Source organism: Leptolyngbya sp. FACHB-671, assembly GCF_014695745.1.
Taxonomy (GTDB): Bacteria; Cyanobacteriota; Cyanobacteriia; order Elainellales; family Elainellaceae; genus JAAUTN01.
This window is the reverse complement of the sequence record NZ_JACJOV010000153.1, coordinates 38,582-65,544: the sequence shown is the minus strand read 5'-3', so window position 1 is coordinate 65,544 and position 26,963 is coordinate 38,582. Positions and strand designations below refer to the sequence as shown.

At 49.2% G+C, this 26,963-nt stretch carries 28 protein-coding genes and 1 pseudogene; 24 read left to right on the top strand and 5 right to left on the bottom strand.

Going from position 1 to position 26,963, the window contains the following annotated elements; translation table 11 throughout:
• Positions 1 to 31: 31 nt before the first annotated feature.
• The 11 genes from H6F93_RS25645 (at position 32) to H6F93_RS25595 (ending at position 13,590) form a co-directional block, all read left to right on the top strand.
• The gene (locus H6F93_RS25645; protein WP_190687106.1) at positions 32 to 1,840 is read left to right on the top strand and encodes an acyl-CoA dehydrogenase family protein; all 1,809 of its coding nucleotides are present in this window, start codon (positions 32 to 34) and stop codon (positions 1,838 to 1,840) included.
• Positions 1,806 to 2,216: an acyl carrier protein gene (locus H6F93_RS25640; protein WP_190644161.1), complete on the top strand. Its 411-nt coding sequence runs from the start codon at positions 1,806 to 1,808 to the stop codon at positions 2,214 to 2,216. Before H6F93_RS25645 ends, H6F93_RS25640 begins: the two co-directional genes overlap by 35 nt.
• Before the next feature lie 139 nt (positions 2,217 to 2,355).
• Positions 2,356 to 3,813, top strand: coding sequence for an MBOAT family O-acyltransferase (locus H6F93_RS25635; RefSeq protein WP_190687103.1), 1,458 nt, complete (start codon positions 2,356 to 2,358; stop codon positions 3,811 to 3,813).
• Positions 3,814 to 3,831: 18 nt separating this feature from the next.
• Positions 3,832 to 4,776: a hypothetical protein gene (locus H6F93_RS25630; protein ID WP_190687099.1), complete on the top strand. Its 945-nt coding sequence runs from the start codon at positions 3,832 to 3,834 to the stop codon at positions 4,774 to 4,776.
• Positions 4,777 to 4,799: 23 nt separating this feature from the next.
• On the top strand, positions 4,800 to 6,131 hold the full coding sequence (locus H6F93_RS25625; protein WP_190687097.1) for an NAD(P)/FAD-dependent oxidoreductase: 1,332 nt from the start codon (positions 4,800 to 4,802) through the stop codon (positions 6,129 to 6,131).
• 53 nt (positions 6,132 to 6,184) lie between these two features.
• A complete protein-coding gene (locus H6F93_RS25620) occupies positions 6,185 to 7,990 on the top strand; it encodes a DCC1-like thiol-disulfide oxidoreductase family protein (protein ID WP_190687094.1) in 1,806 nt (601 codons plus the stop codon).
• Between the two features lie 25 nt (positions 7,991 to 8,015).
• Complete coding sequence (locus tag H6F93_RS25615; protein WP_190687091.1) at positions 8,016 to 9,014, top strand: glycosyltransferase family 2 protein; 999 nt, start codon at positions 8,016 to 8,018, stop codon at positions 9,012 to 9,014.
• On the top strand, positions 9,007 to 9,972 hold the full coding sequence (locus H6F93_RS25610; RefSeq protein WP_190687088.1) for a lysylphosphatidylglycerol synthase transmembrane domain-containing protein: 966 nt from the start codon (positions 9,007 to 9,009) through the stop codon (positions 9,970 to 9,972). Before H6F93_RS25615 ends, H6F93_RS25610 begins: the two co-directional genes overlap by 8 nt.
• 74 nt (positions 9,973 to 10,046) lie before the next feature.
• The gene (locus tag H6F93_RS25605; protein ID WP_190687085.1) at positions 10,047 to 11,612 is read left to right on the top strand and encodes a glycosyltransferase family protein; all 1,566 of its coding nucleotides are present in this window, start codon (positions 10,047 to 10,049) and stop codon (positions 11,610 to 11,612) included.
• Positions 11,613 to 11,752: 140 nt separating this feature from the next.
• Positions 11,753 to 12,736, top strand: coding sequence for a lysylphosphatidylglycerol synthase transmembrane domain-containing protein (locus H6F93_RS25600; protein WP_190687082.1), 984 nt, complete (start codon positions 11,753 to 11,755; stop codon positions 12,734 to 12,736).
• Between the two features lie 101 nt (positions 12,737 to 12,837).
• Positions 12,838 to 13,590 carry a pyridoxine 5'-phosphate synthase gene (locus tag H6F93_RS25595; RefSeq protein ID WP_190687079.1) on the top strand — a complete coding sequence of 251 codons (753 nt, stop codon included), beginning with the start codon at positions 12,838 to 12,840 and terminating at the stop codon, positions 13,588 to 13,590.
• Between the two features lie 72 nt (positions 13,591 to 13,662).
• On the opposite strand, the gene H6F93_RS25590 is transcribed toward H6F93_RS25595, so the two are convergent.
• Positions 13,663 to 13,980 carry a hypothetical protein gene (locus H6F93_RS25590; RefSeq protein ID WP_190687076.1) on the bottom strand — a complete coding sequence of 106 codons (318 nt, stop codon included), beginning with the start codon at positions 13,978 to 13,980 and terminating at the stop codon, positions 13,663 to 13,665.
• 227 nt (positions 13,981 to 14,207) lie between these two features.
• Between H6F93_RS25590 and H6F93_RS25585 the strand changes: the two genes are divergently transcribed.
• A complete protein-coding gene (locus tag H6F93_RS25585) occupies positions 14,208 to 14,465 on the top strand; it encodes a TIGR03643 family protein (protein ID WP_190644172.1) in 258 nt (85 codons plus the stop codon).
• 447 nt (positions 14,466 to 14,912) lie between these two features.
• On the opposite strand, the gene H6F93_RS25580 is transcribed toward H6F93_RS25585, so the two are convergent.
• Positions 14,913 to 15,491 (bottom strand): Uma2 family endonuclease, encoded by a 579-nt coding sequence (locus H6F93_RS25580; RefSeq protein ID WP_524538016.1) that lies wholly within the window; start codon positions 15,489 to 15,491, stop codon positions 14,913 to 14,915.
• Positions 15,492 to 15,638: 147 nt separating this feature from the next.
• Here H6F93_RS25580 and H6F93_RS25575 point away from each other — a divergent pair, with 147 nt between their 5' ends.
• The 8 genes and pseudogenes from H6F93_RS25575 to hpxZ all read left to right on the top strand — a co-directional run bounded on the left by H6F93_RS25575 (position 15,639) and on the right by hpxZ (position 20,576).
• Positions 15,639 to 16,031, top strand: a complete 393-nt coding sequence (locus H6F93_RS25575; RefSeq protein ID WP_524538015.1) for a MerR family transcriptional regulator — start codon at positions 15,639 to 15,641, stop codon at positions 16,029 to 16,031.
• Between the two features lie 188 nt (positions 16,032 to 16,219).
• The gene (locus H6F93_RS25570) at positions 16,220 to 16,657 is read left to right on the top strand and encodes a carboxymuconolactone decarboxylase family protein (protein WP_190687073.1); all 438 of its coding nucleotides are present in this window, start codon (positions 16,220 to 16,222) and stop codon (positions 16,655 to 16,657) included.
• Between the two features lie 59 nt (positions 16,658 to 16,716).
• On the top strand, positions 16,717 to 17,466 hold the full coding sequence (locus H6F93_RS25565) for an SDR family NAD(P)-dependent oxidoreductase (RefSeq protein WP_190687069.1): 750 nt from the start codon (positions 16,717 to 16,719) through the stop codon (positions 17,464 to 17,466).
• 18 nt (positions 17,467 to 17,484) lie between these two features.
• Positions 17,485 to 17,781: a class I SAM-dependent methyltransferase gene (locus H6F93_RS33530; protein WP_199314043.1), complete on the top strand. Its 297-nt coding sequence runs from the start codon at positions 17,485 to 17,487 to the stop codon at positions 17,779 to 17,781.
• Positions 17,736 to 18,188 carry a class I SAM-dependent methyltransferase gene (locus H6F93_RS33525; RefSeq protein ID WP_199314042.1) on the top strand — a complete coding sequence of 151 codons (453 nt, stop codon included), beginning with the start codon at positions 17,736 to 17,738 and terminating at the stop codon, positions 18,186 to 18,188. Before H6F93_RS33530 ends, H6F93_RS33525 begins: the two co-directional genes overlap by 46 nt.
• Before the next feature lie 3 nt (positions 18,189 to 18,191).
• Positions 18,192 to 19,031 (top strand): annotated as a pseudogene (locus H6F93_RS34250) (SDR family NAD(P)-dependent oxidoreductase).
• A 65-nt stretch (positions 19,032 to 19,096) separates the two neighbouring features.
• The gene (locus H6F93_RS25550; RefSeq protein ID WP_190687066.1) at positions 19,097 to 20,077 is read left to right on the top strand and encodes an aldo/keto reductase; all 981 of its coding nucleotides are present in this window, start codon (positions 19,097 to 19,099) and stop codon (positions 20,075 to 20,077) included.
• 121 nt (positions 20,078 to 20,198) lie between these two features.
• The gene (gene hpxZ, locus H6F93_RS25545; protein WP_190687063.1) at positions 20,199 to 20,576 is read left to right on the top strand and encodes an oxalurate catabolism protein HpxZ; all 378 of its coding nucleotides are present in this window, start codon (positions 20,199 to 20,201) and stop codon (positions 20,574 to 20,576) included.
• Here hpxZ and H6F93_RS25540 read toward each other — a convergent pair.
• Positions 20,562 to 20,975: a hypothetical protein gene (locus tag H6F93_RS25540; RefSeq protein WP_190644179.1), complete on the bottom strand. Its 414-nt coding sequence runs from the start codon at positions 20,973 to 20,975 to the stop codon at positions 20,562 to 20,564. The genes hpxZ and H6F93_RS25540 overlap by 15 nt on opposite strands.
• A 247-nt stretch (positions 20,976 to 21,222) precedes the next feature.
• On the opposite strand from H6F93_RS25540, the gene H6F93_RS25535 reads away from it, so the two are divergent.
• The 3 genes from H6F93_RS25535 (at position 21,223) to H6F93_RS25525 (ending at position 23,920) form a co-directional block, all read left to right on the top strand.
• Positions 21,223 to 21,873, top strand: coding sequence for a TetR/AcrR family transcriptional regulator (locus H6F93_RS25535; RefSeq protein WP_190687060.1), 651 nt, complete (start codon positions 21,223 to 21,225; stop codon positions 21,871 to 21,873).
• A 45-nt stretch (positions 21,874 to 21,918) separates the two neighbouring features.
• The gene (gene zds / locus H6F93_RS25530) at positions 21,919 to 23,358 is read left to right on the top strand and encodes a 9,9'-di-cis-zeta-carotene desaturase (RefSeq protein WP_524538014.1); all 1,440 of its coding nucleotides are present in this window, start codon (positions 21,919 to 21,921) and stop codon (positions 23,356 to 23,358) included.
• 106 nt (positions 23,359 to 23,464) lie between these two features.
• Positions 23,465 to 23,920 carry an SRPBCC family protein gene (locus tag H6F93_RS25525; protein ID WP_190644181.1) on the top strand — a complete coding sequence of 152 codons (456 nt, stop codon included), beginning with the start codon at positions 23,465 to 23,467 and terminating at the stop codon, positions 23,918 to 23,920.
• Between the two features lie 141 nt (positions 23,921 to 24,061).
• Here the strand turns inward: H6F93_RS25525 and H6F93_RS25520 are convergent, their stop codons facing one another.
• Positions 24,062 to 25,309 carry a glycosyltransferase family 2 protein gene (locus tag H6F93_RS25520; protein ID WP_199314038.1) on the bottom strand — a complete coding sequence of 416 codons (1,248 nt, stop codon included), beginning with the start codon at positions 25,307 to 25,309 and terminating at the stop codon, positions 24,062 to 24,064.
• Positions 25,310 to 25,660: 351 nt separating this feature from the next.
• Here H6F93_RS25520 and rpaA point away from each other — a divergent pair, with 351 nt between their 5' ends.
• On the top strand, positions 25,661 to 26,404 hold the full coding sequence (rpaA, locus tag H6F93_RS25515) for a two component system response regulator RpaA (RefSeq protein ID WP_190646325.1): 744 nt from the start codon (positions 25,661 to 25,663) through the stop codon (positions 26,402 to 26,404).
• 12 nt (positions 26,405 to 26,416) lie between these two features.
• Here the strand turns inward: rpaA and H6F93_RS25510 are convergent, their stop codons facing one another.
• On the bottom strand, positions 26,417 to 26,839 hold the full coding sequence (locus tag H6F93_RS25510; protein WP_190687058.1) for a Mo-dependent nitrogenase C-terminal domain-containing protein: 423 nt from the start codon (positions 26,837 to 26,839) through the stop codon (positions 26,417 to 26,419).
• Positions 26,840 to 26,963: the final 124 nt, after the last annotated feature.

Here is a 26,963-nt window from a genome sequence, read left to right as displayed (position 1 = left end):
GGAGAGATCAATGCATCCACCGGAAAGATCAATGCATCCACTCAAACAATATTGGCTCGCTGAAGAACTGGAGCGCGATCTGGGCGATCCCTGTAATCCAGAAAGCGTGATGTCGTTTAAGCAGGTGATTGAGCTGGACGAACTCGAAGCCTTTCCTGAAGCCGAGTTGACCTGGCTTTATAACTGGAAACTGCATCACTACTACATCCCAACGAACTGTGGCGGAGAATTTACCTCCTTTGAGGAATTCATCGCCTTTGTGCGAGTCATGTCGCGGCGTGACTTGACCACTTCCATTTCTTTCACCACTCTGTTTTGGTCATTTCTCACCTGGATGGCAGGGACGGATGAGCAAAAGCAAGAGCTAGCCCAGTTTATGAAAGACATGAGTGGGGCAATGTGTCTTTCCTATTCTGAGCGGGCACACGGGAGTGATCTCCTCGCTGGCGATGTAACCGCAACTAAAGTTCCCGGTGGTTATTTGTTGAATGGTGAGAAGTGGCCAATCAATCGCGCCACTATTTCTGGAGTCACTTTCGTATTGGCGAAAACGGATGCAGAAGCAGGAAGCCGCAGCCTGTCTTTGTTCATGGTGAAGAAAGCAGAGCTTGATCCAGCAACCTATAGCAATTTACCCAAGATTAAAACTCACGGAATTCGCGGCTCTGACATGAGCGGTATCTGTTTTGATGACTGCTTTATTCCCGAAAAGATGCGATTGGGTAAAGAAGGAGTCGGGCTAGAGCTGGCGCTTAAAGGGTTTCAGATTACTCGCGCTCTGTGTGCCGCATTCTCTCAAGGAGCAGCCGATACTGCGCTCAGAACAACCCTGAAGTTCACATTAGGGCGGCAACTGTATGGTAAAACCGTATTTGATATTCCCCATCCTCGCCGCACTCTAGTAGACGCTTTTCTAGATATTTTGATTTGCGACTGTGCCAATATCGGCGCAGGCAGAGGGTTTCACGTTGTTCCAGAACAGTTCAGCGTTTGGTCGGCAGTGGTGAAGTATTTTGTCACCGTGACGCTAGAGAAGATGGTGCAGGATGTCTCGGTGGTGTTGGGCGCACGCTATTACATGCGTGAGGAACATGACTTTGGCATTTTCCAAAAGGTGATGCGGGACAACGCGATTATCAGCGTATTTGACGGCAGCAGCATTGTGAATTTGCATTCTCTGATCCTGCAACGACGGCATTTAGCCAAATTCCGTGCGCGGCGGGATGCTCAGAGTATGGAGGCGATCGCCACCCGCCTACAAACCACATTCACGCTCGATCAGCCTGTTCCCCAATTTGCTCCAGAGCGGCTAGAGCTATTTAGTCGAGGTGCAGATGATGTGCTTCAAGGACTGGAAATCGCTTTGGAGCAGCTTCAGGCACTCGAACCGCCCGACTTAGAACCAGAAGTTTTAGAGCAGATAGAAGCGTTAACTCACGCTGTTTTAGCAGAGTTAAACGCACAGGATGATTTCCTGGGAACTGCTGCCTTTGAACATGGTCACGACCAGTCGCCGGAGTCGTTTGAACTGGCGAAAAAGTATTGCACCCTCCATGCTGCTGCTGCCTGCGTTCACATGTGGTTGCATAACCGCAAAACGTTAGGTGAGTTTTTTGCCAATGGCAGATGGTTGGTGCTGAGCTTGCGAAGGCTGTTGGTAGCGGTTAACCCCGCTCTAGACTTGCCGCCCCGCCTGGACGATGAGCCGATCGCCCAGGAGTTGCTCAAGCTTTATGCCGAAGATCGGATGTTTTCGATTGTTCCTTTTCAACTAGCTAAATCAGAAGTTCAGGAGAATCCTATTCATGCAATTACAGAACTCCAGCTCCAAGCCCAGTGATGTATTGGTTCAAGCGGATCTGGCTCAGGAGAATAGTGAGGCGATCGCCATTGAGACGATTCAAACCTGGATCGTCAATCAGTTGGCAAAGCAGCTTTCACTTTCCGCCCCGTCGATCAAAGTTGAGGAACCTTTAACCCGTTATGGGCTGGACTCGATCGACTCCGTGACGATTGTGGGTGATATGGAGGATTGGCTCGGTGTAGACCTGCCTTCAACCCTGCTTTGGGACTATCCCACAATTCAGAAAGCCGCTACCTATCTGGTGCAGGAAATGAACATTGCTCCAGGAGCGATCGCATCTGAACCAGAAACACCCGTTCAGCCCACTAAAGAAACTGTTGGGAAATGGAGTCTGTGGGGACGCGGGAAATAGCTGTAGCTGTGTTACGCGCAGGTCCGTGAGGACCAGAATAACTTGCGTTTACACGGTGGTTTCTAAGCGCAAGTTACAGAAGAGATTTGGATTGAAATAAGTGTAAGCCGATAATTTTTGAGATTGGGGAGGAAGTCGATTGAACTTCTCTGAATTCTCCTTTTGGTGGGTTTTGTTGCTGGTTGGGTCAGCATTCTTTGCAGTGCGCTATGTCGGCAAGCAGCTTAACCTCTGGCGAGGGGTGTTTGACAGCATTGGATTGATGGCGCTGTCGCTTACGCTTTTTGTGAATGCCAGCACCTCTAGCTTTGTTATCTTTTCGTTTGAGATTGTCTTTAACTATCTGATGGTGCGGCTGATGTTTAGCCGTCAGGGATGGCAGGCAAAGGCGATCGCCACTGCTGTAATTGGGTTTGACATAGCCATTCTGGCGTATTTCAAATACCTCAACTTCTTTGTTGAAGATGTGGTTGGGCTGGTGGCTCCGGCGATCGCGTCTTCCTGGCAAGACAAAAGCATTCCCGGATTAGGGTCAATTCCGCCTGGGCTGTCGTTTTACACCTTTCAAATGGTGGCGTTTGTCGTCGATTCCTACACCAGCAAACGCAAGCAGTCATTAGGGTTTATCGACTACGTCAACTTTGTCTCATTCTTTCCGCAAGTGGTTGCTGGTCCGATTGAGCGACGGTCAGACCTGCTTCCTCAGATTGAGTCTTTTCGGTTTAAGTTCACCGCCGACAATTTTGAGGCAGGCTTCCGCTGGTTGGCGTTAGGTCTGTTTATGAAGTTTGTTTTGGCAGATAACATTTCCCCATTCATTAACTTAGAAGAAACCGCTAACGCATGGCTCGTCTGGTTTTCTGCCTATTTATTTACCCTCAGAATCTACTTTGACTTTGCTGGATATAGCTTTATTGCGCTGGGGTTGGCTCGAATTGTGGGCGTGCGGCTGGCGATTAACTTTCTTGCACCCTATACCTCACAGAGCATTAATGAGTTTTGGCGACGCTGGCACGTTACCTTGAGTACCTGGTTTCGGGACTATGTGTTTTTGCCGCTGATGGGTTCTAAAAAACACTGGGCGGCATTTTTCCTGTTTATCACTTTTACCCTTTCGGGCTTCTGGCACGGTGCAGCGTGGAACTTTATCATTTGGGGCGCTTATCACGGGCTATTATTGCTGGTTTTGAGGTATGCCGGTCGTCCTTTCTACCGCTTTGTTGGACAGTACTTTCCTACGCCGCAGTTTATCTCTTGGGCACTGACCTTCGGCTCTGTGATTCTCGGCTGTCTGTTTTTCATGGAAACTGATATCGGGCGACTGGGGCAAAAGCTGCAAACGCTGGTTAATCCATTCACTTATTCGTTCTCCAATTTAGGTGGGGCGATCGCCTCTTTCAGTTTCAACGAAGGCAGCGCGTTACTCCTGACTCTGGCTTTGGCAACTGGGGTATTGCTGTTTGAACATGTTGCCGTCTGGCAAAAACGAGGGGAATATGACCTGCTGCTGTCGCCTTGGATGTCGAGAATTTTGCTGGCTTTGACGATTTTGCTGGCAGCGAATGCTCCGTCTGAATTCATCTACTTTGACTTTTAGACAGTGACTTTTAAACCCATGAGAAAGCAGCTTAGCTTTGCAACCTGGATTTTAGCAGCGGGTTTAGCCTGGTCAATTGGCTATCTCTACAACGTTCGCTATGGCGGCGAGTTGAGTTGGCTGCGGATGATGTATGAGCGCAAAATGGCGATCGCTGCTGAAGTCGAAGCTCCCCAACGAGTAATCATTCTGGGCGGCTCTGGCGCTCACTACACCGTCGATGCAGAACTGATGCAGCAGGAATTGGGGATTCCGGTGATCAACCTGGGCTTAGACGGGCCAATTGGTTTGAACGTGCTGCTGCCCAGTGTGATGGATGTAATTCAACCTGGAGATGTGGTGCTGCTGATTCCTGAGTACCTGATTTTGCTGGATGAGGACGGTTTGGGCGATCGCTCTGGTGCATTCGGCATGGCGATCGGACAGCCCGGTTTAGGAGACATTCCGCTCAAACAACTGACTCATGATGCCCTGCTGTTGGGAGTTCCCACCCTGCGAGCCGTCACCAAATCGACCTGGGATGTGGCGCAGTACGGCGAAATGCGGGGCTACTACTCCGATCCGATTTCTGCGAATGGTGACCCCACCGCGCTAAAGCAGCGCACCAATTCCTCCTGGTGGCAAATGCGGATCAAAGACACCGTTTCCGATCATGCTCTGGAGCAGATTTCCCAATTTCGCCAGCAGGTTGAAAGCAAGGACGCAACTCTAGTGTTGGGTTTGCCCTGGATCTACGCCAGTCAAGATGCTGAAACGCTTGAAAACGTCCAAGAAACCGCCACCGCGCTAGCTGAAATTGCTCCTGTGCTTTACAACCCAGACTCTTTGAACCTGCAAACTGACTCTAGCCTGTTTGCCGATACGCACTATCACCTGAATCAGGATGCTCGTAACCTGCGATCGCAAGAGCTAGCGCAGCAACTTGAACCCGTCCTGGATGCGATCGCTGAAAGACATCTCTAAAACTTGAAATCGAGGAGATCTCCATGCTCAACCCAAATACGCATATTTGCATCCTTGGAGGCGGTTTTGGGGGTCTTTATACCGCTTTGTATTTGCAACGGTTCTCAGGTTTGAAGAAATGTCGGGTGACGCTGGTTGACCCCAAACAGCACTTTCTGTTTACGCCGCTGATGTATGAGCTAGTTACAGGTGAACTTCAACAGTGGGAAATTGCACCCTCATTTCACAGCCTGTTGCAGGGAACCCATGTGAAACATCGCCGAGACACGGTGGAAACGGTTGATTTAGGGGAACGGCGAGTCAAGCTTCAATCGGGGAAATCACTGACTTACGACTATCTGGTGCTGGCAGTCGGCAAAGAGACTGACCTGGGAGCTATTCCTGGTGCAGCAGAACATGCCTATCCATTTCGCACATTAGCTGATGCTCAACATTTGCGGGAACAGCTTCGATTTTTGGAAGCCTCTGAGCGACAGCAAATTCGGATTGCGATCGTGGGTGGCGGACCTAGCGGTGTGGAGTTAGCAGGCAAGCTAGCCGATCGCTTGCAAAAACGGGGGCAAATTCGCCTGATCGATCGCGGCGATGACATTCTCAAATCTTTTTCACGCGCCAGCCGCATCACCGCCTATCGGACTCTTGGTGCAAAGGGAGTTCAGGTTGATTTGCACACTTCCATTGCTGAAATTGGTGCAGATTGGATTGCTGTCAAGACGCAAGGTGAGGCGAGCCGGATAGGGATAGATCTGGTGCTTTGGACAACCGGAAATCAGCCAATTGAGTGGATTCGCAACCTGGAGTGCGATCGCAACTCACAAGATCAGTTAATCGCGCATCCTACCCTTCAGCTTCAGGGTTATCCCGAAGTGTTTGTCCTGGGCGACCTGGCAGATGTGCGAAATGCGCGAGGGCAGCAGGTGCCCGCGACTGCACAGGTGGCATACCAGCAGGCAGACTGCGCTGCTAAAAACCTCTGGGCAATCCTGCAAAATCGTCGCCCTAAGCTGTTCCGCTATCTGCATTTAGGCGAAATGATCACGCTCGGCACAGATGCGGCAGCGGTTTTCAGTTTTGGCATGAGCTTGAGAGGACGACTGGCGTGTATGGTGCGTCGCCTGGTGTATCTGCAACGGTTGCCGACGCTACGTCATCGCCTGCGAGTAATTAAGCATCAGTTGACCCGATGGCTGCCAGGAAAAAAATCTAAGAGCTTGCAGAGAGCTGCGAATTCTTCTCCAACGGGTGTGGGACAGACCCATTCGACTCAAAGGGGCACAGCATCCGTCCGCTCAGAGCCGATTGATTTAGAAAAGTCAGCTTGGCGATCGCCAGACAAAAAACAGATTAATCGTTAATTTCGCTTCCTTTTGCAAATCCCTAAAACATCCTTGATTGAGGTGCAATGTTTATGACCTTTAGCTCACCTAAATCTAAACCTGTTTTTTATAAAAAGCTTGAGGAAATGTTTGGGTTGGATTTGCGATCGCTTGCCCTGTTTCGCATGGGTTTAGCGGTAATTCTGCTGGCAGATTTGGCGATTCGAGCGGGTGATCTGGCGGCTCACTACTCAGACGCGGGTGTGCTGCCGCGATCGCTCCTTCAGGAAGTTGCCCGAACTGGCTACTGGTCAATTCATGCACTTAGCGGCGCGCCTCTGTTTCAAGGATTTCTGTTTTTGCTAGCGGGTTTCTTTGCCCTGCTGATGCTGGTCGGCTACCGCACTCGCATCGCCGCAATCGCCTCCTGGGTGCTGTTGATCTCGCTGCACAACCGCAACCCTGCTCTGATTTTTGCCGCCGATGATGTCCTCCGGGCCCTGATGTTTTGGGCAATGTTTTTGCCGCTCGGTGCTTGCTACTCCATTGACAGCGCCCTCAACACTTCAAAAGAACGGCTACCAGAACGCATTCTCACAGGAGCAACTGTTGCCCTGATTGTGCAGCAGTGTTTCATTTACATCTTCTCGGCGCTGATTAAGGCAAAAAGTTCCGTTTGGCTGGATGGCAGCGCGGTTTACTATGCGCTCAGCTATGACCAATACGTCACCCCGTTTGGCGCATTTTTGCTCAACTTTCGTCCGCTGCTGAGCCTGTTTACCCATTCCACGATGATTTTGGAATGGTTCGGGCCACTGCTGATTTTCTTTCCCTTTCGCACCAACTTCTTTCGCAATCTTGCCATTATCACCTTCATCTCATTGCACATCGGCTTTGGGCTAACCCTGAATCTGGGAATTTTTCCCTTCCTCAGTTGCTTTAGCTGGCTAGCATTCATTCCCAGCGAAACCTGGAACCGCTGGCAGAAGCGCATTTCTACTCCAGAACGCCAGGGGCTACAGATTTATTACGACGCAGACTGTGGTTTCTGCAAAAAGGTGGTTTATCTGCTTCGCACCTTTTTGGTGCTGCCAGGCACGCCTCTGCTAATGGCACAAGATGACCCTAGCATTCACGCTGATATGCAGGCGCAAAACTCCTGGGTAATCGTGGACTGGATGGGCAATCGCCGCTTTAAGTTTGAAGGCATTATCTATGTGGTTAGCCTGTCTCCGGTGTTGGGTTGGCTTGCGCCTGTTCTTTCTCTAAGTCCATTAAAGGCTGCGGGAAATAGGTTTTATGAGGCGATCGCCACCAACCGCAAATTTGCAGGCAATTTCACCAAACCCTTCAAGTTTCGCCCGCTGACGCTGCGTCCCTCACGAGCGATCAGTGCGATTGTGCTGGTGCTGCTGTTTTACACCTTCTTATGGAACCTCAGCAGCTACGCGCCTGATGCCTTCAAACGGAGAACCTGGCACAGAACCGAAATCGTAGGACGCATCACTCGCCTTGACCAGTCGTGGAGTATCTTTGCGCCCAGTCCGCCCAGAGATGATGGCTGGCATGTGATTCCAGCTCAATTAGCCGACGGTAGCGAGGTCGATATTTTTAGAAACGCACCCGTGAATTGGGAAAAACCGAGCCTTGCCACTCGCAGTGAGATTTACCAAAACATGCAGTGGCGTACCTATTTCATTAATCTCAATCGGGCGATCGGTGAAAAGCTTTATCCCGGTTACGGTCAGTACCTCTGCCAAAGCTGGAATGCCAACCACAGCGCTTCCCAACAAATTCAAACCCTGGAAGTCTACTTCATGAATGAACGCACTGTTCCTCCAGGGGAAACCCAAACCCTAGAGCAGGAATTGGGTTGGCAACAGACCTGTTCTAAATGACTTTCACCTGAAGGAATTCAAAGCCATGCTAGACCAAATTGCTGAAGCCCAAACGTCTTCGCTAAAAGGCTACAGAATCGCTGTTTTATTACCCTGTCGAAACGAAACCCTGACCATTGCTCGCGTCGTTTCAGAATTTCAGGCAGCCCTGCCCGAATCTGAGGTTTATGTGTACGACAATCGTTCAACCGACGATACGGCAGAGCAAGCCTCAAAAGCAGGAGCCTTTGTCCGCTATGAGCCACAGCCGGGTAAGGGCAATGTGGTTCGCCGCATGTTTGCGGATATTGATGCCGATATTTACGTGATTGCTGACGGAGACAATACCTATGAGGCGGCAGCGATAAGGCATTTGGTGGATCGATTGCTGACCGAAAACCTGGATATGGTTGTTGGGGCGCGTCGGATTGCGCCTGAAGATGTAGCGGCTTACCGGCGCGGACACCGGGGTGGCAATCTGTTTTTGACCTCTTTCGTGCGAATGCTATTTGGGGCAAAGTTTACCGATATGCTGTCTGGCTATCGAGTCTTTTCCAGACGCTACGTTAAGTCGTTCCCGGCTTTATCGAGTGGGTTTGAGATTGAAACAGAATTTACGATTCATGCCCTGGAATTGAAAATGCCGTTTGCTGAAGTGCCGACTCGCTATGGCTCTCGTCCTCCAGGTTCGACCAGCAAACTTAAGACCTTTACCGACGGGTGGCGAATTTTGGGCACGGCGTTGCTGTTGTTTAAAGAGGTCCACCCCTTTCTATTTTTTACGCTGATCTTTCTGGGACTAGCAGTCCTGTCTTTAATCCTGGCTATTCCCATTGTCAAAACATTCCTGGAAACTGGGCTGGTGCCTCGCTTCCCGACCGCGATTTTGGCGGCTTCGATTATGCTGCTGGCATTTCTGAGCTTGACCTGTGGGTTAATTCTTGACTCGGTAGCACGGGGTCGTCGTGAAGCCAAGCGGATGGTTTATCTCGCTTACCCGCTGATTCAGGCGAGACAGATTTTGGAACAGTTTCATCATGGCTAAGCAACAAGTCCAACAGTGGCGTAGCTGGATTCGGGGGGTCGTAGGACTCTTGTTTGGAGCTGTTTTTCTGTGGTTAGCGTTTCGCCAAACCAGCCTGGAAAAAGTGGCGACCGTTTTTGCTCAGTCACATGGGAATTGGTTAATCGCTGCCGTGACCTTCTACGCGATGAATATGGTCGTGAGAATTATGCGGTGGCGATCGCTCCTACGTGAGGTAAAAGTCCTGCCGTTTGCCGCTGTGGGAATTGCCCTTCTAGTTGGGTATGCAGCAAACAATATCTTTCCGGCTCGGCTGGGAGAAATCTTTCGAGCCAACTTTGTAGGACGACGCTATCAACTGTCGCGAACGGCGATCGCTGGCTCCATCCTGGTTGAGCGCGTTCTAGATGGGCTGGTCGTAGTGCTGTGTATGCTACTGGGAAGAGTCCTGTTTGCTCAATCGGTAGTCTTGCTAGATACGCTGACGATCGCAGGGGGACTGCTCTTTGGCGGCATTTTTGCCGTGATTTGGGTGGTGGGACGCGGTGAAGGAGTGGGGCGGTTGCCCTTGCCGTCGGCGATCGCTACTCGGCTCCAAAGTTTCCGTCAGGGATTAAGCGTTCGACCAGGCTCTAGCTTTGGGCGAGCAGTCCGGCTATCGCTCCTGGTGTGGTTGCTAGAAGGAATCACGCTATGGTGCGTGCTGAAGTCGGTCAATGTCTCCTTGGGATGGCAGGCAATGCTTTTGATGATTGGAGTGACGAGCCTGAGTACGCTGATTCCCTCGGCTCCTGGGTTTGTCGGCACCTATCAATATTCCTATTCCTTTACTCTGGGGCTATTTGGCTACGATCCGGCTCAGGGAATTGCAGCGGCAACCGCCTTTCAGGTGTTTTTGTTTGGTTTGGTCACGCTGGTGGGGCTGGGAATCTATACTTATCTGTCAATTAATAAACCTGTTAAACGATACGGAAGTTAGCTAGGGATGCAAGATTCCTACCTGGCATTTCTCCATAAAGCATGAACAGTTCTCACGATTGGGGGCACCATTTCATGAAATTTCTCAAAGAAACAATTAGCAGCATTCTTTTGATCGCTTTGCTGTGGACGGCGGTGGTTAATTCCGGCACTCTCGGCACCTTGGACACCGACCTGCGGCTTCAGATGGCTCATGCCTGGTGGACGGGTACGGAGGAGATTCAAGTATCTCCAGACGATACGCCTAGTGTGCGGGGTGACATCCGGTTTGGGGTCATGGGGGTTGATGGCAAGCGGTATATCGCTTATGAGGAAGGGCAATCCATCCTGATGTTGCCCGGTGATTGGGTGGGAACGCAGTTACACCATTTGTTGCCCATCGTCGATCAGAAGACGATGCGAGATTGGGCGGTCAATTTCCTGATTTTTGTGCCTCTGAACGTCGCTGCTGTTGCTGCCTGCTACTGGCTGATCAAACTGTTTGGCTTTAAGCAACGCACAGCGGCTTTGGCTGCGATCGCCTGGTTTCTAGGTACCACGATATTGCACTATGCTCAGGTGCATCAGCACAACAATCAGGTGTTATTGCTGGTGACGTTGGGGTATGGCGCGGCTCTGTCTTATGTTTTGCGCGATCGCCCTCTGCTCGCCTTTCTCAGTGGTTTGGCTCTGGGCGGCACAGTTCTCATCCGCATTACCAGCATCATTCACGGGTTAACTGTAGCTCTGTTTCTTGCCGGATGTTTGGCTTACAGGCGACGTGACTTTACCAAAGTGCTGCGTGGGTTAGGGCTGTGGGTGGCAGGCTTTATTCCCTTTGTGCTGCTAGGTCGCATCATGGACTACTTCCGCTATGGCAGCCTATTTGCTACGGGCAAGAGCATTGAGCAACAGCAACTGACGACCGACCCCGCCTGGAACGGACTACCCGATTTGCCTGACGGATACCCACTGATTAATGATCCGCATGTCGGCATTCTCGGGCCCCTGATTTCCCTGTCAAAAAGCATCTTTATCTACGACCCGCTGCTGCTGCCCTGTTTGGTTTTGGCAGTGGTGTTTTGGAAGAAGCTGACTCCTTACATTCAGTGGTATCTAGTTACTGTGACCGTCAATCTGGGTTTGCACCTGGTAGCCTATAGCCGATTTGTCTTCTGGCACGGGGACTCAGCCTGGGCTGCTAGATATCACGTCACGTCGGTACACTTGCTTTTGATTCCGCTAGTGGCAGTTCTGATCCAAATGTTGAGACAGGCTAAAGCCTGGAAAGCCTGGTTACTGAAAACTGTGGTGGCGATCGCCATCATGGTTCAACTAGCTTCAGTTGCCATGCCCATGAATTTGGAGATTTATCAGACGAACGTGGGAATGCCCGGTTCTCGTCTAGAATTTCGTCTGGCTCAGCGAATCAGCAACCTGGTCTGTTTAGTGGAGGGCTCCTTCTCTAAAGCCTGCACTACTCAGCATCCAGATAAGGAACAATATCTCGAACATCTAAATCACCTTGCATTTCTGCCGTTTACCTACAGCCAGCAGGCAGAAGACGATGTGGTATACCCCCTCTCTATTTTTCTATTTTTACTGTGGGGAGTTCTCCTGGCATTTGCCTTTGTAGTGACACTCAAATTTGTTTTTATTTGAAGTAGCCAGATGCTTGGTCAAGTCAGTTCGACAGCGCCATACTAAATTCACGTTTGAGCAGATCAACTGAGTGATTAGTAGACTTCCTGCATCTCAGCAAGGTAGGGTTTTGAGAATGGATTTTTGTGGTTCGCGTGAGAATGCAATCCTTCTCAACCAAAAAACACTGGCGCACCTGGGTGCGGGGCACATTGGGGCTTCTGTTTGGAGCGCTCTTTTTGTGGCTAGCCCTCCGTCAGACGAGTTTAACCGAAGTTAGCAGGATTCTCTCCCAGTCACACGAGGGGTGGCTGATGGTGGCTTTAGGCTGCTACAGCATTAGCATGGTTGTGAGAATAGTTCGCTGGCAAACTCTCCTTCAAGACGTTAAGGCATTTTCCTTTCGCAAGGTGGGAACAGCCTTGCTGATTGGCTATGCCGCTAACAACCTTTTGCCTGCTCGATTAGGCGAAATTTTTCGGGCGGATTTTGTTGGAAGGCGACATCGGGTTTCTCGATCAGCGATCGCTGCCTCCATTCTCTTGGAGCGCGTGCTAGATGGGTTAGTCGTTGTCTCCTGCCTGATTTTAGGCCGAGCCTTCATTCCCAACCAGCCTGTTCTGCTTAACACCCTGTCAATTACAGGTATGTTGACCTTTTGCAGTATTTTCCTTTTGCTTTGGCTGTTGGGCAGAGGTTATGGAGTGAAATGGCTAACCCGATTCCCACCTGCCATCACCAGCCGCGTTCAAAGCTTTCGCAAAGGCTTAAGCGTTCGCCGTACCTCCAGCTTTAGCAAAGCAATCAGCCTCTCCCTAGTGATTTGGCTATTAGAAGGGCTAGCATTGTGGTCAATCTTGAGGTCCGTTCAGGTTTCGCTAGCGTGGCAGCAAATTCTAACCATCCTGGGTGTAACCAGCCTGAGTACGCTAATTCCCTCGGCTCCGGGTTACGTTGGCACCTATCAGTATGCTTATGCGTTCACGCTAAACTTGTTTGGTTATGAACCCGCCCAGGGAATTGCCGCAGCGACCGCATTTCAAGTTTTTCTATTTGGTAGCGTCACCCTGATTGGACTCGGATTATATCTCTACATCAGCTTGCTAAAACCTCAACCACCGTCTGAGATGAATGGTCAAAAATGAAACGGGGAAGCGCCCCCACTGGGGGCGCTTCCCCGTTCCTACAAGATTGAGTAAAGTTGAAAAAACTATGATGATGAAAAAAAATACCTTTGCGGACATCCATGACCGATCTCAGCGTTAACCTCAATCGAGTTGCCCTACTGCGAAACTCACGAAACATTGGTATTCCCAGCGTTGTGAAAGCGGCGAGAATTGTGTTGGATGCAGGTGCCTATGGCGTTACGGTGCACCCCCGTCCTGACCAGCGCCATATTCGTCCTTCGGATGTGGATGATTTATCGGAACTGTTAAGCCAGCACTATCCGCAGGCGGAATACAACATTGAAGGGAATCCGCTGGAACCGCCCTTCATGGATATTGTCCGTCGCGTTAAGCCAGATCAGTGTACGCTCGTGCCCGATTCACCCGATCAGGCAACGTCGGATCATGGTTGGGATCTAACGCGAGATAGCGATCGCCTCATTCCTATCATTCAGCAATTGAAAGACAATAACATTCGCGTCAGCTTGTTCATGGATGCTGACCCTGCACCCATGGCGCAAGCTAAAAAAATTGGGGCTGATCGGGTTGAACTGTACACCGAACCGTATGCCACTGCCTTTCGAGAGGGGCAAGCAGATGCAATCCTGCCCAAATACATCGATGCAGCTAAAGCCGCTCTAGAAGCTGGGTTGGGCATTAATGCAGGACATGATTTGAACCTAGAGAATCTGGGCAAGTTCTGTGAACTTGTGCCCAATGTGTTAGAAGTATCAATTGGTCATGCGCTGATGGCAGAGGCTTTAGAGATGGGGTTATCGGATACCGTGAAAGCCTATTTAGAGATTTTGTCTCATACCACTTCCAAAAATTAGAGCTAAAGAAGGAAGGGCACTCCATGAAGCGGGGTGCCCTTCCTTCTTTAACTTGTTTTTGCAGAAACGGTATTACTCTTCTACAAAGACTGTCGAGTTGCCTTCTTCGTCCATGTAAACGGCGTTGCCTTCTTCATCTACATAGACAGCGTTACCTTCGCTGTCAATTACGGTGGTGCTACCGTCTACGTCTTCGTGAACCACATTCCCCTCGCCATCTACAGCAGTGGTACTACCCTCTGCATCAACATGAGCTGCATTACCGTCACTATCTACAGCTGTTACGCTTCCGTCTTCATGCTCATACACTTCTACATCTTGAGCCATGGTGGGTAGGCTTAGAGTTAAACTATACAGAGCAATTCCGCCAATTAAAAGTAGCTTTTTCATGAAAATGTCCTCTAAACGTTCTTCAGTTCTACTTTTAATAGATTCAGTTTGCTATGCGAGGAATTACGGTTTTTCAGTATGAAGTAAATTTATATACCTAGAATCAAAAAATTGCTTTGTAAGAATTGGGGTAGTTTTTGATTGTTTAGTAGACAAAGTGTAAATGCGATCGCCATCTAAACCGCGTTAGGCTAAATCTAGAGATACAAACATCTGTTGATACTGATATGGATTTTCCCAGTCTTGATTCTGAAACGATTGATCGCATTATTGAGATGGCATGGGAAGACCGCACCCCATTTGAGGCGATCGAATACCAGTTTGGGCTATCAGAAAAAGAAGTGATTGCACTGATGCGGCAAAAGATGAAAGCGTCAAGTTTCAGGATGTGGCGTAAGCGAGTGAGTGGTCGCAAAACCAAACATTTGAAGGAACGGGACTTTCTGGTGGGACGGTTGCGATCGCAAAACCAAAAGGGATCCTGATACCAAAAAGGTCATCCCTCTAACAACTGCTGGACTGAAATTTCAACTTCTAGAAACGTTAACGGGTTAATTGTTCCAGCCGTTAGCACACGTTCCGACTGATAATCGACATTTCAACGATTTCTCCGTTTAATAACTCTACCTGTCGGTGCTCCAGAAGTCCGACCTCAATCATGCGGTGGTACTCGTCTAGGGTCCATCTGGAGATCGCTACACTCATCCCAGCTTCCTCCCTATACAAAGGGGTTTTTCTTATTCTAAGGAGCGGGAAGTCGAAACAATCAGACTGGCAGTAATCCTTCACCTGCAGTTAAATGGTGCGATTAGCCGAGCTTACATTCCAATGAAAAACCCGGACGTGCCGGGTTCTCTACACTATCAGGAGATTTACTATGCCTTAACACACTCAGTATTCCCAAATGAAGCGGAGCGATCGCGATCGCAAATTTAACGTCCTTGAAGAACCTGTGCAGCAGTAAGTTCCAAGGTTCCCAGAAGAGGAGAGGCGATCGGAACATTTCCTTCATACACCTTCTCTTCGTACAGCCCTTCTACCCATTCCAAAATTGTGACTCGTTGCTGCGCTGGGTCAACAATCCAATATTCTGAAATACCTCGTGCTGCATACTCCGATCGCTTGTAGCGGTAGTCTCGATTTCCCTGTCCCGGACTCACTACCTCGACAACTAACGTCGGGGGAGGCATATCGGGCATTACAGTCGATCGGCGTGCGTCCTCCAATGCTGCTGCTAACTCTTCTGACAGCATCATCAGATCGGGGAAACGGGTTGTTGCTCTTGAACCGCTAACTACAATCTCGGTTCCAATCCTTAACCGATAGGGAGGAATGTTTTGTTGTAGGAAAAAAGCAAATAACAAGGATGCAATTCGTCGATTCAAATCGCTCTCTGGCGGCATTACAACTAGTTCCCCATCCTCTAGTTCATACTGAGTGTCCGTACCATCGTCGTAGTTGAGGTATTCCTCAAGCGTCATTTTTTGGGATGCGATGGTCATCGTAGCCATGCCTCCTGAGAGCAGGTATGTTCATTATCCTAGCAATGCTAAAACATAAAATTTGCTTAGGTTGGCTGCTTGAGCGATCGCACCCCTATAGGATTCAATCCTGACAGCAAGTTGACGTTAACGTCAAGGTTGTGATACAAATAAATCGTGAACGAAAAGATGCGGATAGGAGAACTTGCAGAACGGGCTGGCGTTACGCCTCGCACGATTCGCTATTACGAAAGCCTGGGGTTACTTGGGCCAAGTGAGCGCGAAGGGACGGGGTTTCGATATTACACCGAAGCTGAGCTATCTCGACTGCAAACGATTCACAACCTCAAGGGTTTGGGGCTGAGCCTGGAAGAAATCAGTACAGTGATTCCACTTTACTTTGAAGATCCTACTCGGCTGAGCGGCAAACGCAAGATTGTGGAAATTCTCAATGCCCATCTGCGGGAAACGGATGAAAAGATGGAAGGCTTGACCCGTTTTCGCTCTGAGCTACAGACCAACATCACTCGTATCCAAAAATGGATCGATGAGCATAGTGAGAGTCAGTAGGTTTTTCACCTGTTAGTCTAACTTGACGTAGAGAAGTCTTTTCGCCGAACTTTTCCTGTTGAATTTTTCAGGGTTTGTCTTGTACCCAAAGTATGACGTTAACGTAAGCGTTGTAGAACGGCAAAGAGATAAATCGCGAGCTTTTCAGTGCTTGTGAAAGGGTGAACACTTTATTGGGGTATCCAGCTATGGTGTCTTTTCAACAGTTGTCTCAGCAATCACCTCAACCGTCATCAGAAGCTAGTCGATTTGAGCGAGGTTTAAGTAAGCTCAAAGAGATAGATGGGACAGCAGGCGATTGCGTGATTGAGAGCTTGCAGCAGATTGCTCCCGATCTAGGGCGTTACATTATTGAGTTTCCGTTTGGGGATATTTACTCCCGTCCGGGATTAGATTTGAAGTCCAGAGAAATTGCTGCGATCGCTGCTCTGGCTGCGCTAGGCAATGCCCATCCTCAACTCAAAGTTCACATTCATGGCGCTTTGAATGTAGGATGCAGCCGCGAAGAAGTGATTGAAGTGCTGATGCAAATGGCAGTGTACGCCGGATTTCCTGCTGCTCTAAGTGGGATTGCTGCAGCGGGAGAAGTATTTGCTGAACGGGATAAAGAGGAACCTCACAACTAGCTGTTCACAAGCCATTAACTTGGTTACCCATTCATTAATAGAGCCATTAGGAGAAATAGATGTCCGACAAACTAGCGGGTAAAGTTGCGATCGTGACTGGTGCTTCTTCGGGAATTGGTGAGGCAACGGCACTGGCATTAGCCGATGTGGGAGCAACGGTGGCGATCGCCGCCCGACGAAGCGATCGCCTGGAAGCTTTAGCGAAGCGTATTCTTGACCAGGGTGGAGAAGTTTTATCCATCACCGCAGATGTATCAGACGAAGCACAGGTGAAAGCAATGGTGCAAAAAATTCATGCCGAATATGGCAGGGTTGATATCCTCGTTAACAATGCAGGGGTAATGCTGCTAGGCATGATTGATGGAGCAAACACCGAAGACTGGCGACGCATGATCAACATCAATGTGCTGGGGTTGATGTATGCCACTCATGCTGTTTTGCCAATCATGAAAGCGCAGGGGGCAGGACATATTGTAAATATCTCATCCGTAGCAGGTCGATTTGCCAATGCCGGGACGGGTGTCTATAACGCTACCAAATGGGCGGTTGGAGCATTTTCAGAATCATTGCGAAAGGAAGTTTATCAGAACAACATTCGGGTCACAATCATTGAACCTGGACTGGTGGCAACGGAACTACCACAACATATTACTAATCCGAGCGCAAAGGAGCGGGCACGCCAGTTTTACGGTTCAGTGAGAACCCTAGAAAGTGAGGATATTGCAGCGGCGATCGCCTATGCCGTAACGCAACCACCCCACGTTAACGTAAATGAGATCTTGATTCGTCCTACAGAGCAAGAACGTTAATTCACTCAATAAATTCCCATGACAGACCATCCCGCTTGGTATTACAACGACATACAGCAGGCCGGTACTGACTTTGAGGATATGACTCAAGTTGCAACCTATGACCGCAATCAAACTTCTTCAAGTGTGGAGGAGGAACAACAGTTAGTCACGCAGTTAGGCATTTCAACAGGGCAAACTGTAATTGACTTTGGTTGTGGAACGGGGACTTTTGCAATTCAAGCGGCGTCGCAGGTGCCCATGTTTATGCAATTGATGTTTCTCATTCAATGCTCACCTTCGCTCGACAAAAAGCACAACTGGCAAACGTTTTGAGCCGCATCGAATTTCATCATGGTGGGTTTTTAACTTACGAACACGCTGCTCCAGTAGATGTCATCGTCACCCAAGCCGCTTTACACCACTTGCCAGATTTTTGGAAGATGGTGGCATTTCTCCGCATGGCTAACATGCTCAAACAGAATGGCACCTTTTATCTGTGGGACACTGTGTTTTCATTTCATCCAGCGGAATATCAAATCCACATTGATGCTTGGATTCAACGTGTTGCAAAGCCTCCAGGTGAAGGTTGGACTGCTCAAGATTTTGCCACTCACGTTCGTGAAGAATACACCACCTTTGGCTGGATTCTTGAACGTATGTTGACTGATGCTGGATTCACCATTGAAACAGCGAACTACCTAACGCCTGAATATGCTGAATACGTTTGTAGAAGAGGATAAAAGATGAAGGCGATCGCCGATCAAACAATTCTGATTACTGGAGCAACGGATGGCATTGGTAAACAAACCGCTCATGATTTAGCCCAAATGGGTGCAACTGTTCTGCTTCACGGGCGCAACCAAGAACGGGCAGAATCTGTACTTCATGAGATTCAGTCGGCAACAGGAAACAACAAACTGAAATATTACGCGGCAGATTTGTCCTCCCTTGCCGAAGTGAGACAGCTATCAGAAGCAGTACAGTCTGATCATGAGCAGCTAGATGTTCTCATCAACAACGCTGGAATAGGTGCAGGTAAACGCACAGATATCACTCGTGAATTAAGCTAGGATAGTCATGAGTTGCGCTTTGCAGTGAATTATCTCGCCCCTTTCCTGCTGACTCATTTGCTGTTGCCCAGTTTACGCCGCACAACACCTGCTCGAATTGTCAATGTTGCCTCTGTAGGGCAAAGCCCTATCAACTTTGATGATGTCATGATGGTGCGACAGTATGACCCGATGCGAGCCTATTGTCAGAGCAAACTTGCACTCATCATGTTTACTGTTGATCTAGCTGAACAGCTTAAGCCTGAACAAGTTACAGTCAATAGCCTACATCCCGGATCACGTCTCGATACCAAAATGGTGCGTGAGATGTTTGACTCAGCTTGGGGCACCGTACAGTCAGGTGCAGATGCTGTGGTCTACGTTGCGACTGCACCAGAATTGGAAGGCATGACAGGCAAATATTTTGACCAGAAAGATATGGAGCAAGCGATCGCTCAAGCCTATGATTGCGAAGCTCAAACTAAACTTTGGCAACTGAGTGAAACGTTAACTGGACTAGTGGTACTGCACTAATTAATTGAGTCAGTTGTTGAGTCAGTTAGGAACATAACGATTAGGAAAATAATAGGAACATAACAATGAAAACTCGCAAATTAGGTAATCAAGGACTCACTGTTTCAGAACTCGGACTCGGCTGCATGGGCATGTCAGAGTTTTATAGCGGACGCGATGAAGAAGAAGCGATCGCCACTCTTCATCGTGCGATTGACCTGGGTGTCACTTTCATTGACACTGCCGATATGTATGGCCCGTTCACCAATGAAAAGCTTGTGGGTAGAGCTCTCCAAGACCGCCGCGATCAGGTTATCCTCGCAACCAAGTTTGGTAATGTTCGCACTGAAGACGGTGGTTGGGGAGGCATTAGCGGCAAGCCAGAGTATGTGCGTCAGGCGTGTGATGCTTCATTAAAGCGACTGGGCGTAGATGTGATTGACCTTTATTATCAGCACCGGGTTGACTCAACGGTTCCCATTGAAGATACGGTTGGCGCAATGGCAGAACTGGTGAAGCAAGGCAAAGTGAGATATTTGGGACTCTCTGAAGCCGCTCCAGCTACAATTCGACGTGCTCAAACAGTGCATCCGATCAGCGCATTGCAAACTGAATACTCACTTTGGAGCCGTGACCCTGAAGATGAGATCTTACCAACCATTCGTGAGTTAGGTATAGGCTTTGTGCCCTACAGCCCGCTCGGTCGCGGTTTTCTCTCAGGGCAAATCAGTCGTCTTGAAGATCTGGCAGAAGATGATTACCGCAGACAAGCACCTCGCTTTCAAGGCGAGAATTTCCAGAAAAATCTGCAAGTGGTGGAGCAGGTGAAGGCGATCGCTCAGGAAAAAGGTGTCACCCCCAGCCAGCTTGCCCTGGCATGGCTGCTGGCGCAAGGCGATGATATTGTTCCCATTCCGGGCACAAAACGGCGGCAATATCTGGAAGAGAATGCCGGAGCTACAGAGATTACACTCACTGCTGATGATTTAAAGCGAATAGATGCAGTTGCGCCAAAAGGTGTGGCAGCGGGCGATCGCTACTCTGACATGAGCACTGTGCACCGTTAGAACACTTTCTGAGAACACTTCCTGCGTGAATCGATTCTGACTAATCAAAATCGGTTCACACAGTTCTATCTATAAACAGGAATGATGATATTTTAGTCATCACTTTCACCCTTAAGGATTCATGCAAATCAATCTCCCTGAAGTGGTTGCAGAAGTGACGGCAGCCTTTCAACGCTATGAAGCTGCTCTTGTTAGCAATAATGTAGCTGTATTAGATGAGTTGTTTTGGAATAGCGCTCACACTATTCGCTATGGTGTAGCTGAGAATTTGTATGGTTATGAGGCGATCGCCACCTTCCGCGCTAATCGCCCTGATGCTAATCTTAGTCGCACCTTAAAAAACACGGTGATCACCACATACGGACGAGACTTTGCAACTGCAAACACTGAATTTCAACGGCAAGGCTCCGACAAAATTGGGCGACAAAGCCAAACCTGGCTCAGAACTCCTGAGGGCTGGCGTGTGGTTAGCGCCCACGTGTCTCTAATCGTCCTTTAACACCAAAACTCCGCCATTGACCTGATAGTCTTCACCGACATAGCCCGTGCGGTCATACAAAATTTGGTGGATATGTTGATCTAGTACCACCTCATCGGAAATTTGGGGACGGTAATAATCTTTCATTGCTTCCTCGATGCCTATCTCATCCAAGCGATCGTGGAGTGCTGTGCTGTTGCCGCTGAAGTAAGCCGAACGAGCAAGGTCATCCTGTAAAAATTCCATAATGATGCCCGAGGGCACGCCCCCAATTACCAATCGCCCTTGAACAAATAAAATCACAACTACGCCCACTACAAATACACCGGCAAGATAAGCAAACGCAGTAATATTTTGCCGAGAGCGAGTTGCAGCTTGGCGATCGGGTGTGCTGTAACGTGCAGGTTGGCTTTTCTTCATAGTGACAAGTGAGCACCAAAATATAGGTATAGATCGCCCCTAGTTTGGCTTATTAAAATTGAACCTGGGTAGCTTTCAGAATAAATTTTTCGTGTAGAAATACCGTTCCCCTAGTTCTTAGGCTTACCCGTAAAGGGATTGGCTGAGAACTAGAGGAGCGAGAATTAGATCGTGAGGATTTCTCATGTTTGTGATATGCTGAGAACGTGAAAAATCCTCACGATTTTTATGAGCACAAAATTTTGGCATGACCACTCCGCCGTCACCTGGCTCCGAATCCTTGCGCCATTTACCTCGGCAAACTCGCAGTCAGGAACGGTTTAACCGTATTTTAGAAGCAGCGGCGCAGGTCTTTGCCGAAGTGGGCTATGAGAAAGCCTCTACGGAGGCGATCGCCACCCGAGCTAGCACCTCAATCGGCTCCCTTTACCGCTTCTTCCCAGACAAGTCCGCCATTCTCTACGCCCTAGCCGAATCCTACGCTGAGCAGCTACGAAAAGTTTTGGCAGAAGCGTTTGATCCCGCTCTGTCGCATTTGCCCTTAACTCAAGTAATTAACGAGGCAGTTGACGATTTCGAGCAGTTTTACATTACTCAGCCAGGGTATCAGGTCGTATTCGCTCAAACGCGCCTATCACCAGACTTGCAGAAGTTAGACAAACGGCTCGACTCCGAAATTGCCCTACACCTGGAGAAGTTTCTGGCTGCAAGGCAATCCACCCTTTCCCCCGAACAGATCAGACTAGTAGCCTTGATTAGCGTCGAAACTGCTGGGTCACTTCAAATTCTCTCCCTTACCCAAACCGAAGCCTTTCGCCAACAAGTCATGTCCGAAACCAAAACCCTACTAACCCGCTACCTGCACCCCCTCTTTCCTGACCCGCCTCCCAAGCCCTAATCCCTAATCCCCATTTCCACTACACTATGTAAAGGAATCTTAAAGATGAACAGAATGCGAGTTGCGATCGTTGGAGCAGGTCTGGCAGGCATGGCGACTGCCATTGATTTAGTAGATGCCGGGCATGAGGTAGAAATTTTTGAATCACGCCCCTTTGTTGGCGGCAAAGTCGGAAGCTGGGTGGACTCAGACGGCAACCATATTGAAATGGGGCTGCATGTCTTCTTTGGCTGCTATTACAACCTGTTTGCGCTGATGGAAAAGGTAGGGGCGATCGCCAACTTACGCCTCAAAGAACATACCCATACCTTTGTAAACCGGGGCGGGCAAACCGGAGCGTTAGACTTTCGCTTCATCACCGGGGCACCGTTCAACGGGTTAAAGGCATTTTTCACGACCTCCCAGCTTTCGCTTCAAGACAAGGCTCAGAATGCGATCGCCCTCGGTACCAGTCCCCTCGTGCGCGGCTTGATTGACTTTGATGGCGCAATGAAAACCATTCGTGACCTCGACAGAGTCAGTTTTGCCGACTGGTTTCGCAGTCACGGTGGCTCTAACGGCAGCCTCAAGCGCATGTGGAATCCGATCGCCTATGCGCTGGGCTTCATCGACACCGAAAACATTTCTGCTCGCTGTATGCTGACCATCTTCCAGTTCTTTGCTGCCAAGACGGAAGCCTCAATCTTGCGAATGCTGGAAGGGTCACCCTACGAATATTTGCACAAACCCATCATTGACTATTTAGAAGCACGAGGCACCAAAATCCATACCCGCCGAAGTGTACGACAGATTTTATTTGAAGGAGAAGGCGCACAGACGCGAGTGACTGGTTTGGTTATTGCCAAAGGAGAAGAACAGGAAACAATCACCGCCGACAAATATGTTTGCGCCTGTGATGTACCTGGGATTCAACGGCTTTTGCCTTCTGAGTGGCGACAGTGGTCTGAGTTTGACAACATTTATAAATTAGATGCTGTGCCAGTCGCGACAGTGCAGCTTCGCTTTGACGGCTGGGTGACAGAACTGCACAACGACGCTGAACGCAAGCAGCTTGACCATGCCGCTGGGATGGACAACTTGCTGTACACGCCGGACGCAGATTTTTCCTGCTTTGCAGATATGGCACTGACCAGCCCCGGAGATTACTACCGCGAAGGTCAGGGTTCCTTGTTGCAGGTGGTATTAACTCCGGGTGACCCCTTCATCAAGCAGAATAATGAAGCGATCGCCCAACACGTCCTTAAACAGGTGCATGACCTCTTCCCCTCCTCCCGCGAGCTAAACATGACCTGGTATAGTGTCGTCAAGCTAGCCCAATCGCTCTACCGCGAAGCACCCGGTATGGACCCTTATCGCCCAGCCCAAAAAACTCCCATCTCTAACTTCTTCCTTGCGGGCAGTTACACCCAGCAAGACTACATCGATAGCATGGAAGGGGCAACGATTTCAGGTCGGCAAGCCGCAAAAGCAATTCTGGAACCATAAAATTTGAAAGTGCCGAACTGAAAATTCCCCGCTGCCGACAGCTTCTAGTTCCGAATCTTCAGTTGCCTTTCATCCTTCATCCCCCATCCTTCATTCCCTCCCCCCTATGCCTGAATGGTTAGAACACAGCGTCCAGGTTGAAGTAGAAACACCGATGGAATTGGTGTGGAGTCTCTGGTCTGACCTGGAGCAAATGCCCCGCTGGATGAAATGGATCGATTCCGTCAAAGTACTGGATGATAATCCCGAATTGTCACGCTGGAAACTCGCCACAGGTGGTTTGGAATTCAGCTGGCTTTCGCGAATTCTCAAAGTCATACCCCACCAGATCATCGAGTGGGAATCAGTTGATGGCTTGCCCAACCGAGGCGCAATCCGCTTTTATGACCGGGGCGACAGCAGCATCGTGAAGCTAACCGTCGCCTACGCAATTCCGGGTTGGCTAGGGCGACTGATGGACAACCTCTTTTTGGGACGCGTTGTCGAGTCCACCATTCAGGCAGATTTAGAGCGTTTTAAGGAATATGCGCTAAATGCCCAAGCTCAAAAAGAACAGGTTTAGGAACTAAAGCTTCTGCCGGAAATCTACAAAATTCCAGACGTGGACGTGCTGAGGGCGATTCAAGAAGGGCTCAAGGCGTTGAATCCGATCGCCGAATTGGGTTCACTCTATGAATGAGGAGTTGAATTTAGATCCGATCTCCTAAATTTGCTTCAAAGACCTGCCTCGCCAAGTCCATCCCCATCCTGTTTCAGTTTTGATGATAGAGCCGAGGGCGATCGCCCCCACCAGCGCTCCTCCCACCCCAGTCAACCACCAGTAACGTGGCGGAATTTGAGAAACCGTCGCACTGCGTCGTCGCACATCGTACTGCAAACCGATCGTGATGACAGAGAGGGCGATCGCCAGTCCTTCCCTAATACTCAAACCTACCCAAAGAAACTTCACCAGCGCAACCAGCAGCACTGCCCAAGGCACTGTGCAAACCAACAAAATTAGGGCAATAAAGGAAAGCATTGCGCCCAAATTACGCCCAGAACCCGCATACAGATTTTTCGTCCAGCCCTCCCACAGCGCATTCCAGGAGCGATACATTCGCACAGCAGCTAGCTCTGATCCCAATAGATAGCGCAGTTTCAGTCCGCTTGATTTAACCCGCCGCGATAGCTCCACATCTTCGACTACCTCACCTGCAACAGCTCGATGTCCACCAATTTTCTCGTAGGCAGAGCGCCGAAAAAACATGAATGGCCCAGCCGCAAAAGCTGTCTCAGTTTCGGGAGCATTGACTGCCTGAAAGTTAAATCCAACCAGAATCGTGCTGATAATTAGCGGTTGCACCAACCACTCCGCTAGACAGCCGCAAATAATTGCGGGACCACAGCTCAACAGATCAATTTCTTCCTGCTGAGCTGCATAAAGGGCCGTTTCAATCGCTCCTGACTTGAGCCGAACATCTGCATCTAAAAACAGTAAAAACTTCCCCTTGGATTGCTCTGCTGCCTGAGTGCAAGCCCAGTTTTTCCCTACCCATACTTCCCCTTCTGGTTTAGGCTGTCCGGCTAGCACCTTGAGTCGGGGATCTTGGCGCTGCTGTTGGAGAGAATGAGCGATCGCAAACGTCTCATCTGTAGACTGGTCATCTACAACCCAAACATCCAAAGCTTCAGCCGAGAGTACCGTACTGTCTAAAATAGAGGTGAGGCAGTCCTGAATATTCTCAACCTCGTTGTAAGCTGGAACGATGACAGAAACGACAGTGCCCCCTGTCTGTTCAGGTTGTGCAAGTAGATCAGCCTGAACAGGATCATTCTGTACAATCTCCAGTTCTCTGTCATCACTTCTAAATTGCTTATGAAGTTGAGGAGCTTCATGAATTGCATGGCGCAGCTTAGACCAGTAGGCTAGCGCTCCCATTAGAGCCAAAGCAGATGCAATCAATAGGATCAAAAACTTACCTCAACATCGTCTGGAGTTTGGTGTTCCAGTTTCTAGCTTATCTGTATACGAGTTGACGAGGTCTCTGCCTGAGTCTAGAATTTGCTGCTGTCTCACCTCAGATTTGTCTGAGGTGTCGCTTCTTCAAATCTGATCGCCTACACTACCATCGTTACCACTCTCAGGAACTAAAAGCACAGTGAAGCAAGATCCTTCTATTAGAAAATCAAAACTTTTAAGTTAGGTCCATATTCCTCAGAAAGAATTTAGAATCCTTGCTTATAATCTGTACAGGAATCTTCTTTTTCCTACATAAGTCTCTGGATCAGTTTACAAAAAACCACCCATCGCAATTATTTAATGATGCCTCGGATACTCGTCATCGACGATGACCCTGCAATTTCAGAATTAGTCGCAGTCAACCTGGAAATGGCTGGTTATGATGTCAGTCAAGCATCAGATGGCATTAAAGGTCAGGCCTTGGCGCTACAGCTCCTGCCAGACCTGATCATGCTAGATCTAATGCTGCCTAAAGTAGATGGTTTCACAGTCTGCCAACGTCTCCGTCGTGATGAGCGTACTGCTGACATCCCTGTATTAATGTTGACTGCGCTAGGACAGACCCGAGATAAAGTTGAAGGGTTTAATGCGGGCGCAGATGACTACTTGACCAAGCCTTTTGAAGTTGAAGAGATGCTGGCACGGGTCAGAGCGCTGCTGCGACGAACCGATCGCATTCCCCAGGCTGCTAAGCACAGTGAGATTCTCAGCTATGGTTCTCTTACCTTAGTACCTGAAAGACTTGAAGCGATTTGGTTTGACAAAACTGTCAAGCTAACGCACCTAGAATTTGAACTGTTACACTGCTTGCTTCAGCGCCATGGACAAACGGTGTCTCCTAGCGAAATTCTGAGGGAAGTTTGGGGCTATGACCCAGATGATGATATTGAAACCATTCGAGTTCATGTTCGACATCTAAGAACAAAATTGGAGCCTGATCCCCGCCATCCCCGCTACATCAAAACGGTTTACGGGGCGGGTTACTGTTTAGAGCTACCTAGTGCAGAGCAAACCAGCGGTGATACAGAATCTTCAAGCGTCCTTTAACTCAACCCTATTTCAGCAATACGGTGTTACGTCTTCACCACATTCGTCAGCTAGATAGCACAACGCACGGAAGCGCAGACTCACCACCTGCTCATAAACTGGGTTGAGTTTGCACATGGGTGGAATATGTAGGAGCTTACGCCCAAACAACACAACATCACGTTCAAAAGGGCACTGGGCGGGGATCAGTTTGCAAATCAGGTGCGCTAGTTTAGAGTTCTGAATTTCGATCTGGTCGAGCCACTGCCTCAGTGGTTTGAACAGGTCAATCTTATTGTTGGCGTTTGGCAGTAGTTCTGTAGTAGGAGCGGAGATCTCGATTGCATGAGTAGAGTGTTGTGACTGACTAGAATCGGCTTCGGGTAGCCAAACCCAACCTGGAAGAAAAATGCTTTGCTCAGGACTGCTTTGAGTAGAAGAGTTTGATTCCTTCATTGTGCCTTCCTTAATTCCAATGGAGAGACGGAATTGGGATTCCTGTGGGTGACGCGATCATCATGCCCAACTCAAACTGATTTTGAGTGAGTGATATCACCCATCTTTTACTGACTGAAGAAGG

Coding starts and splice junctions, on each gene's coding strand:
- H6F93_RS25645 (WP_190687106.1), top strand. CDS start 32: ATGCATCCACTCAAACAATATTGGCTCGCTGAAGAACTGGAGCGCGAT.
- H6F93_RS25640 (WP_190644161.1), top strand. CDS start 1,806: ATGCAATTACAGAACTCCAGCTCCAAGCCCAGTGATGTATTGGTTCAA.
- H6F93_RS25630 (WP_190687099.1), top strand. CDS start 3,832: ATGAGAAAGCAGCTTAGCTTTGCAACCTGGATTTTAGCAGCGGGTTTA.
- H6F93_RS25625 (WP_190687097.1), top strand. CDS start 4,800: ATGCTCAACCCAAATACGCATATTTGCATCCTTGGAGGCGGTTTTGGG.
- H6F93_RS25620 (WP_190687094.1), top strand. CDS start 6,185: ATGACCTTTAGCTCACCTAAATCTAAACCTGTTTTTTATAAAAAGCTT.
- H6F93_RS25615 (WP_190687091.1), top strand. CDS start 8,016: ATGCTAGACCAAATTGCTGAAGCCCAAACGTCTTCGCTAAAAGGCTAC.
- H6F93_RS25610 (WP_190687088.1), top strand. CDS start 9,007: ATGGCTAAGCAACAAGTCCAACAGTGGCGTAGCTGGATTCGGGGGGTC.
- H6F93_RS25605 (WP_190687085.1), top strand. CDS start 10,047: ATGAAATTTCTCAAAGAAACAATTAGCAGCATTCTTTTGATCGCTTTG.
- H6F93_RS25600 (WP_190687082.1), top strand. CDS start 11,753: ATGCAATCCTTCTCAACCAAAAAACACTGGCGCACCTGGGTGCGGGGC.
- H6F93_RS25595 (WP_190687079.1), top strand. CDS start 12,838: ATGACCGATCTCAGCGTTAACCTCAATCGAGTTGCCCTACTGCGAAAC.
- H6F93_RS25590 (WP_190687076.1), bottom strand. CDS start 13,980: ATGAAAAAGCTACTTTTAATTGGCGGAATTGCTCTGTATAGTTTAACT.
- H6F93_RS25585 (WP_190644172.1), top strand. CDS start 14,208: ATGGATTTTCCCAGTCTTGATTCTGAAACGATTGATCGCATTATTGAG.
- H6F93_RS25580 (WP_524538016.1), bottom strand. CDS start 15,491: ATGGCTACGATGACCATCGCATCCCAAAAAATGACGCTTGAGGAATAC.
- H6F93_RS25570 (WP_190687073.1), top strand. CDS start 16,220: ATGGTGTCTTTTCAACAGTTGTCTCAGCAATCACCTCAACCGTCATCA.
- H6F93_RS25565 (WP_190687069.1), top strand. CDS start 16,717: ATGTCCGACAAACTAGCGGGTAAAGTTGCGATCGTGACTGGTGCTTCT.
- H6F93_RS33530 (WP_199314043.1), top strand. CDS start 17,485: ATGACAGACCATCCCGCTTGGTATTACAACGACATACAGCAGGCCGGT.
- H6F93_RS33525 (WP_199314042.1), top strand. CDS start 17,736: ATGCTCACCTTCGCTCGACAAAAAGCACAACTGGCAAACGTTTTGAGC.
- H6F93_RS25550 (WP_190687066.1), top strand. CDS start 19,097: ATGAAAACTCGCAAATTAGGTAATCAAGGACTCACTGTTTCAGAACTC.
- hpxZ (WP_190687063.1), top strand. CDS start 20,199: ATGCAAATCAATCTCCCTGAAGTGGTTGCAGAAGTGACGGCAGCCTTT.
- H6F93_RS25540 (WP_190644179.1), bottom strand. CDS start 20,975: ATGAAGAAAAGCCAACCTGCACGTTACAGCACACCCGATCGCCAAGCT.
- H6F93_RS25535 (WP_190687060.1), top strand. CDS start 21,223: ATGACCACTCCGCCGTCACCTGGCTCCGAATCCTTGCGCCATTTACCT.
- zds (WP_524538014.1), top strand. CDS start 21,919: ATGAACAGAATGCGAGTTGCGATCGTTGGAGCAGGTCTGGCAGGCATG.
- H6F93_RS25525 (WP_190644181.1), top strand. CDS start 23,465: ATGCCTGAATGGTTAGAACACAGCGTCCAGGTTGAAGTAGAAACACCG.
- rpaA (WP_190646325.1), top strand. CDS start 25,661: ATGCCTCGGATACTCGTCATCGACGATGACCCTGCAATTTCAGAATTA.
- H6F93_RS25510 (WP_190687058.1), bottom strand. CDS start 26,839: ATGAAGGAATCAAACTCTTCTACTCAAAGCAGTCCTGAGCAAAGCATT.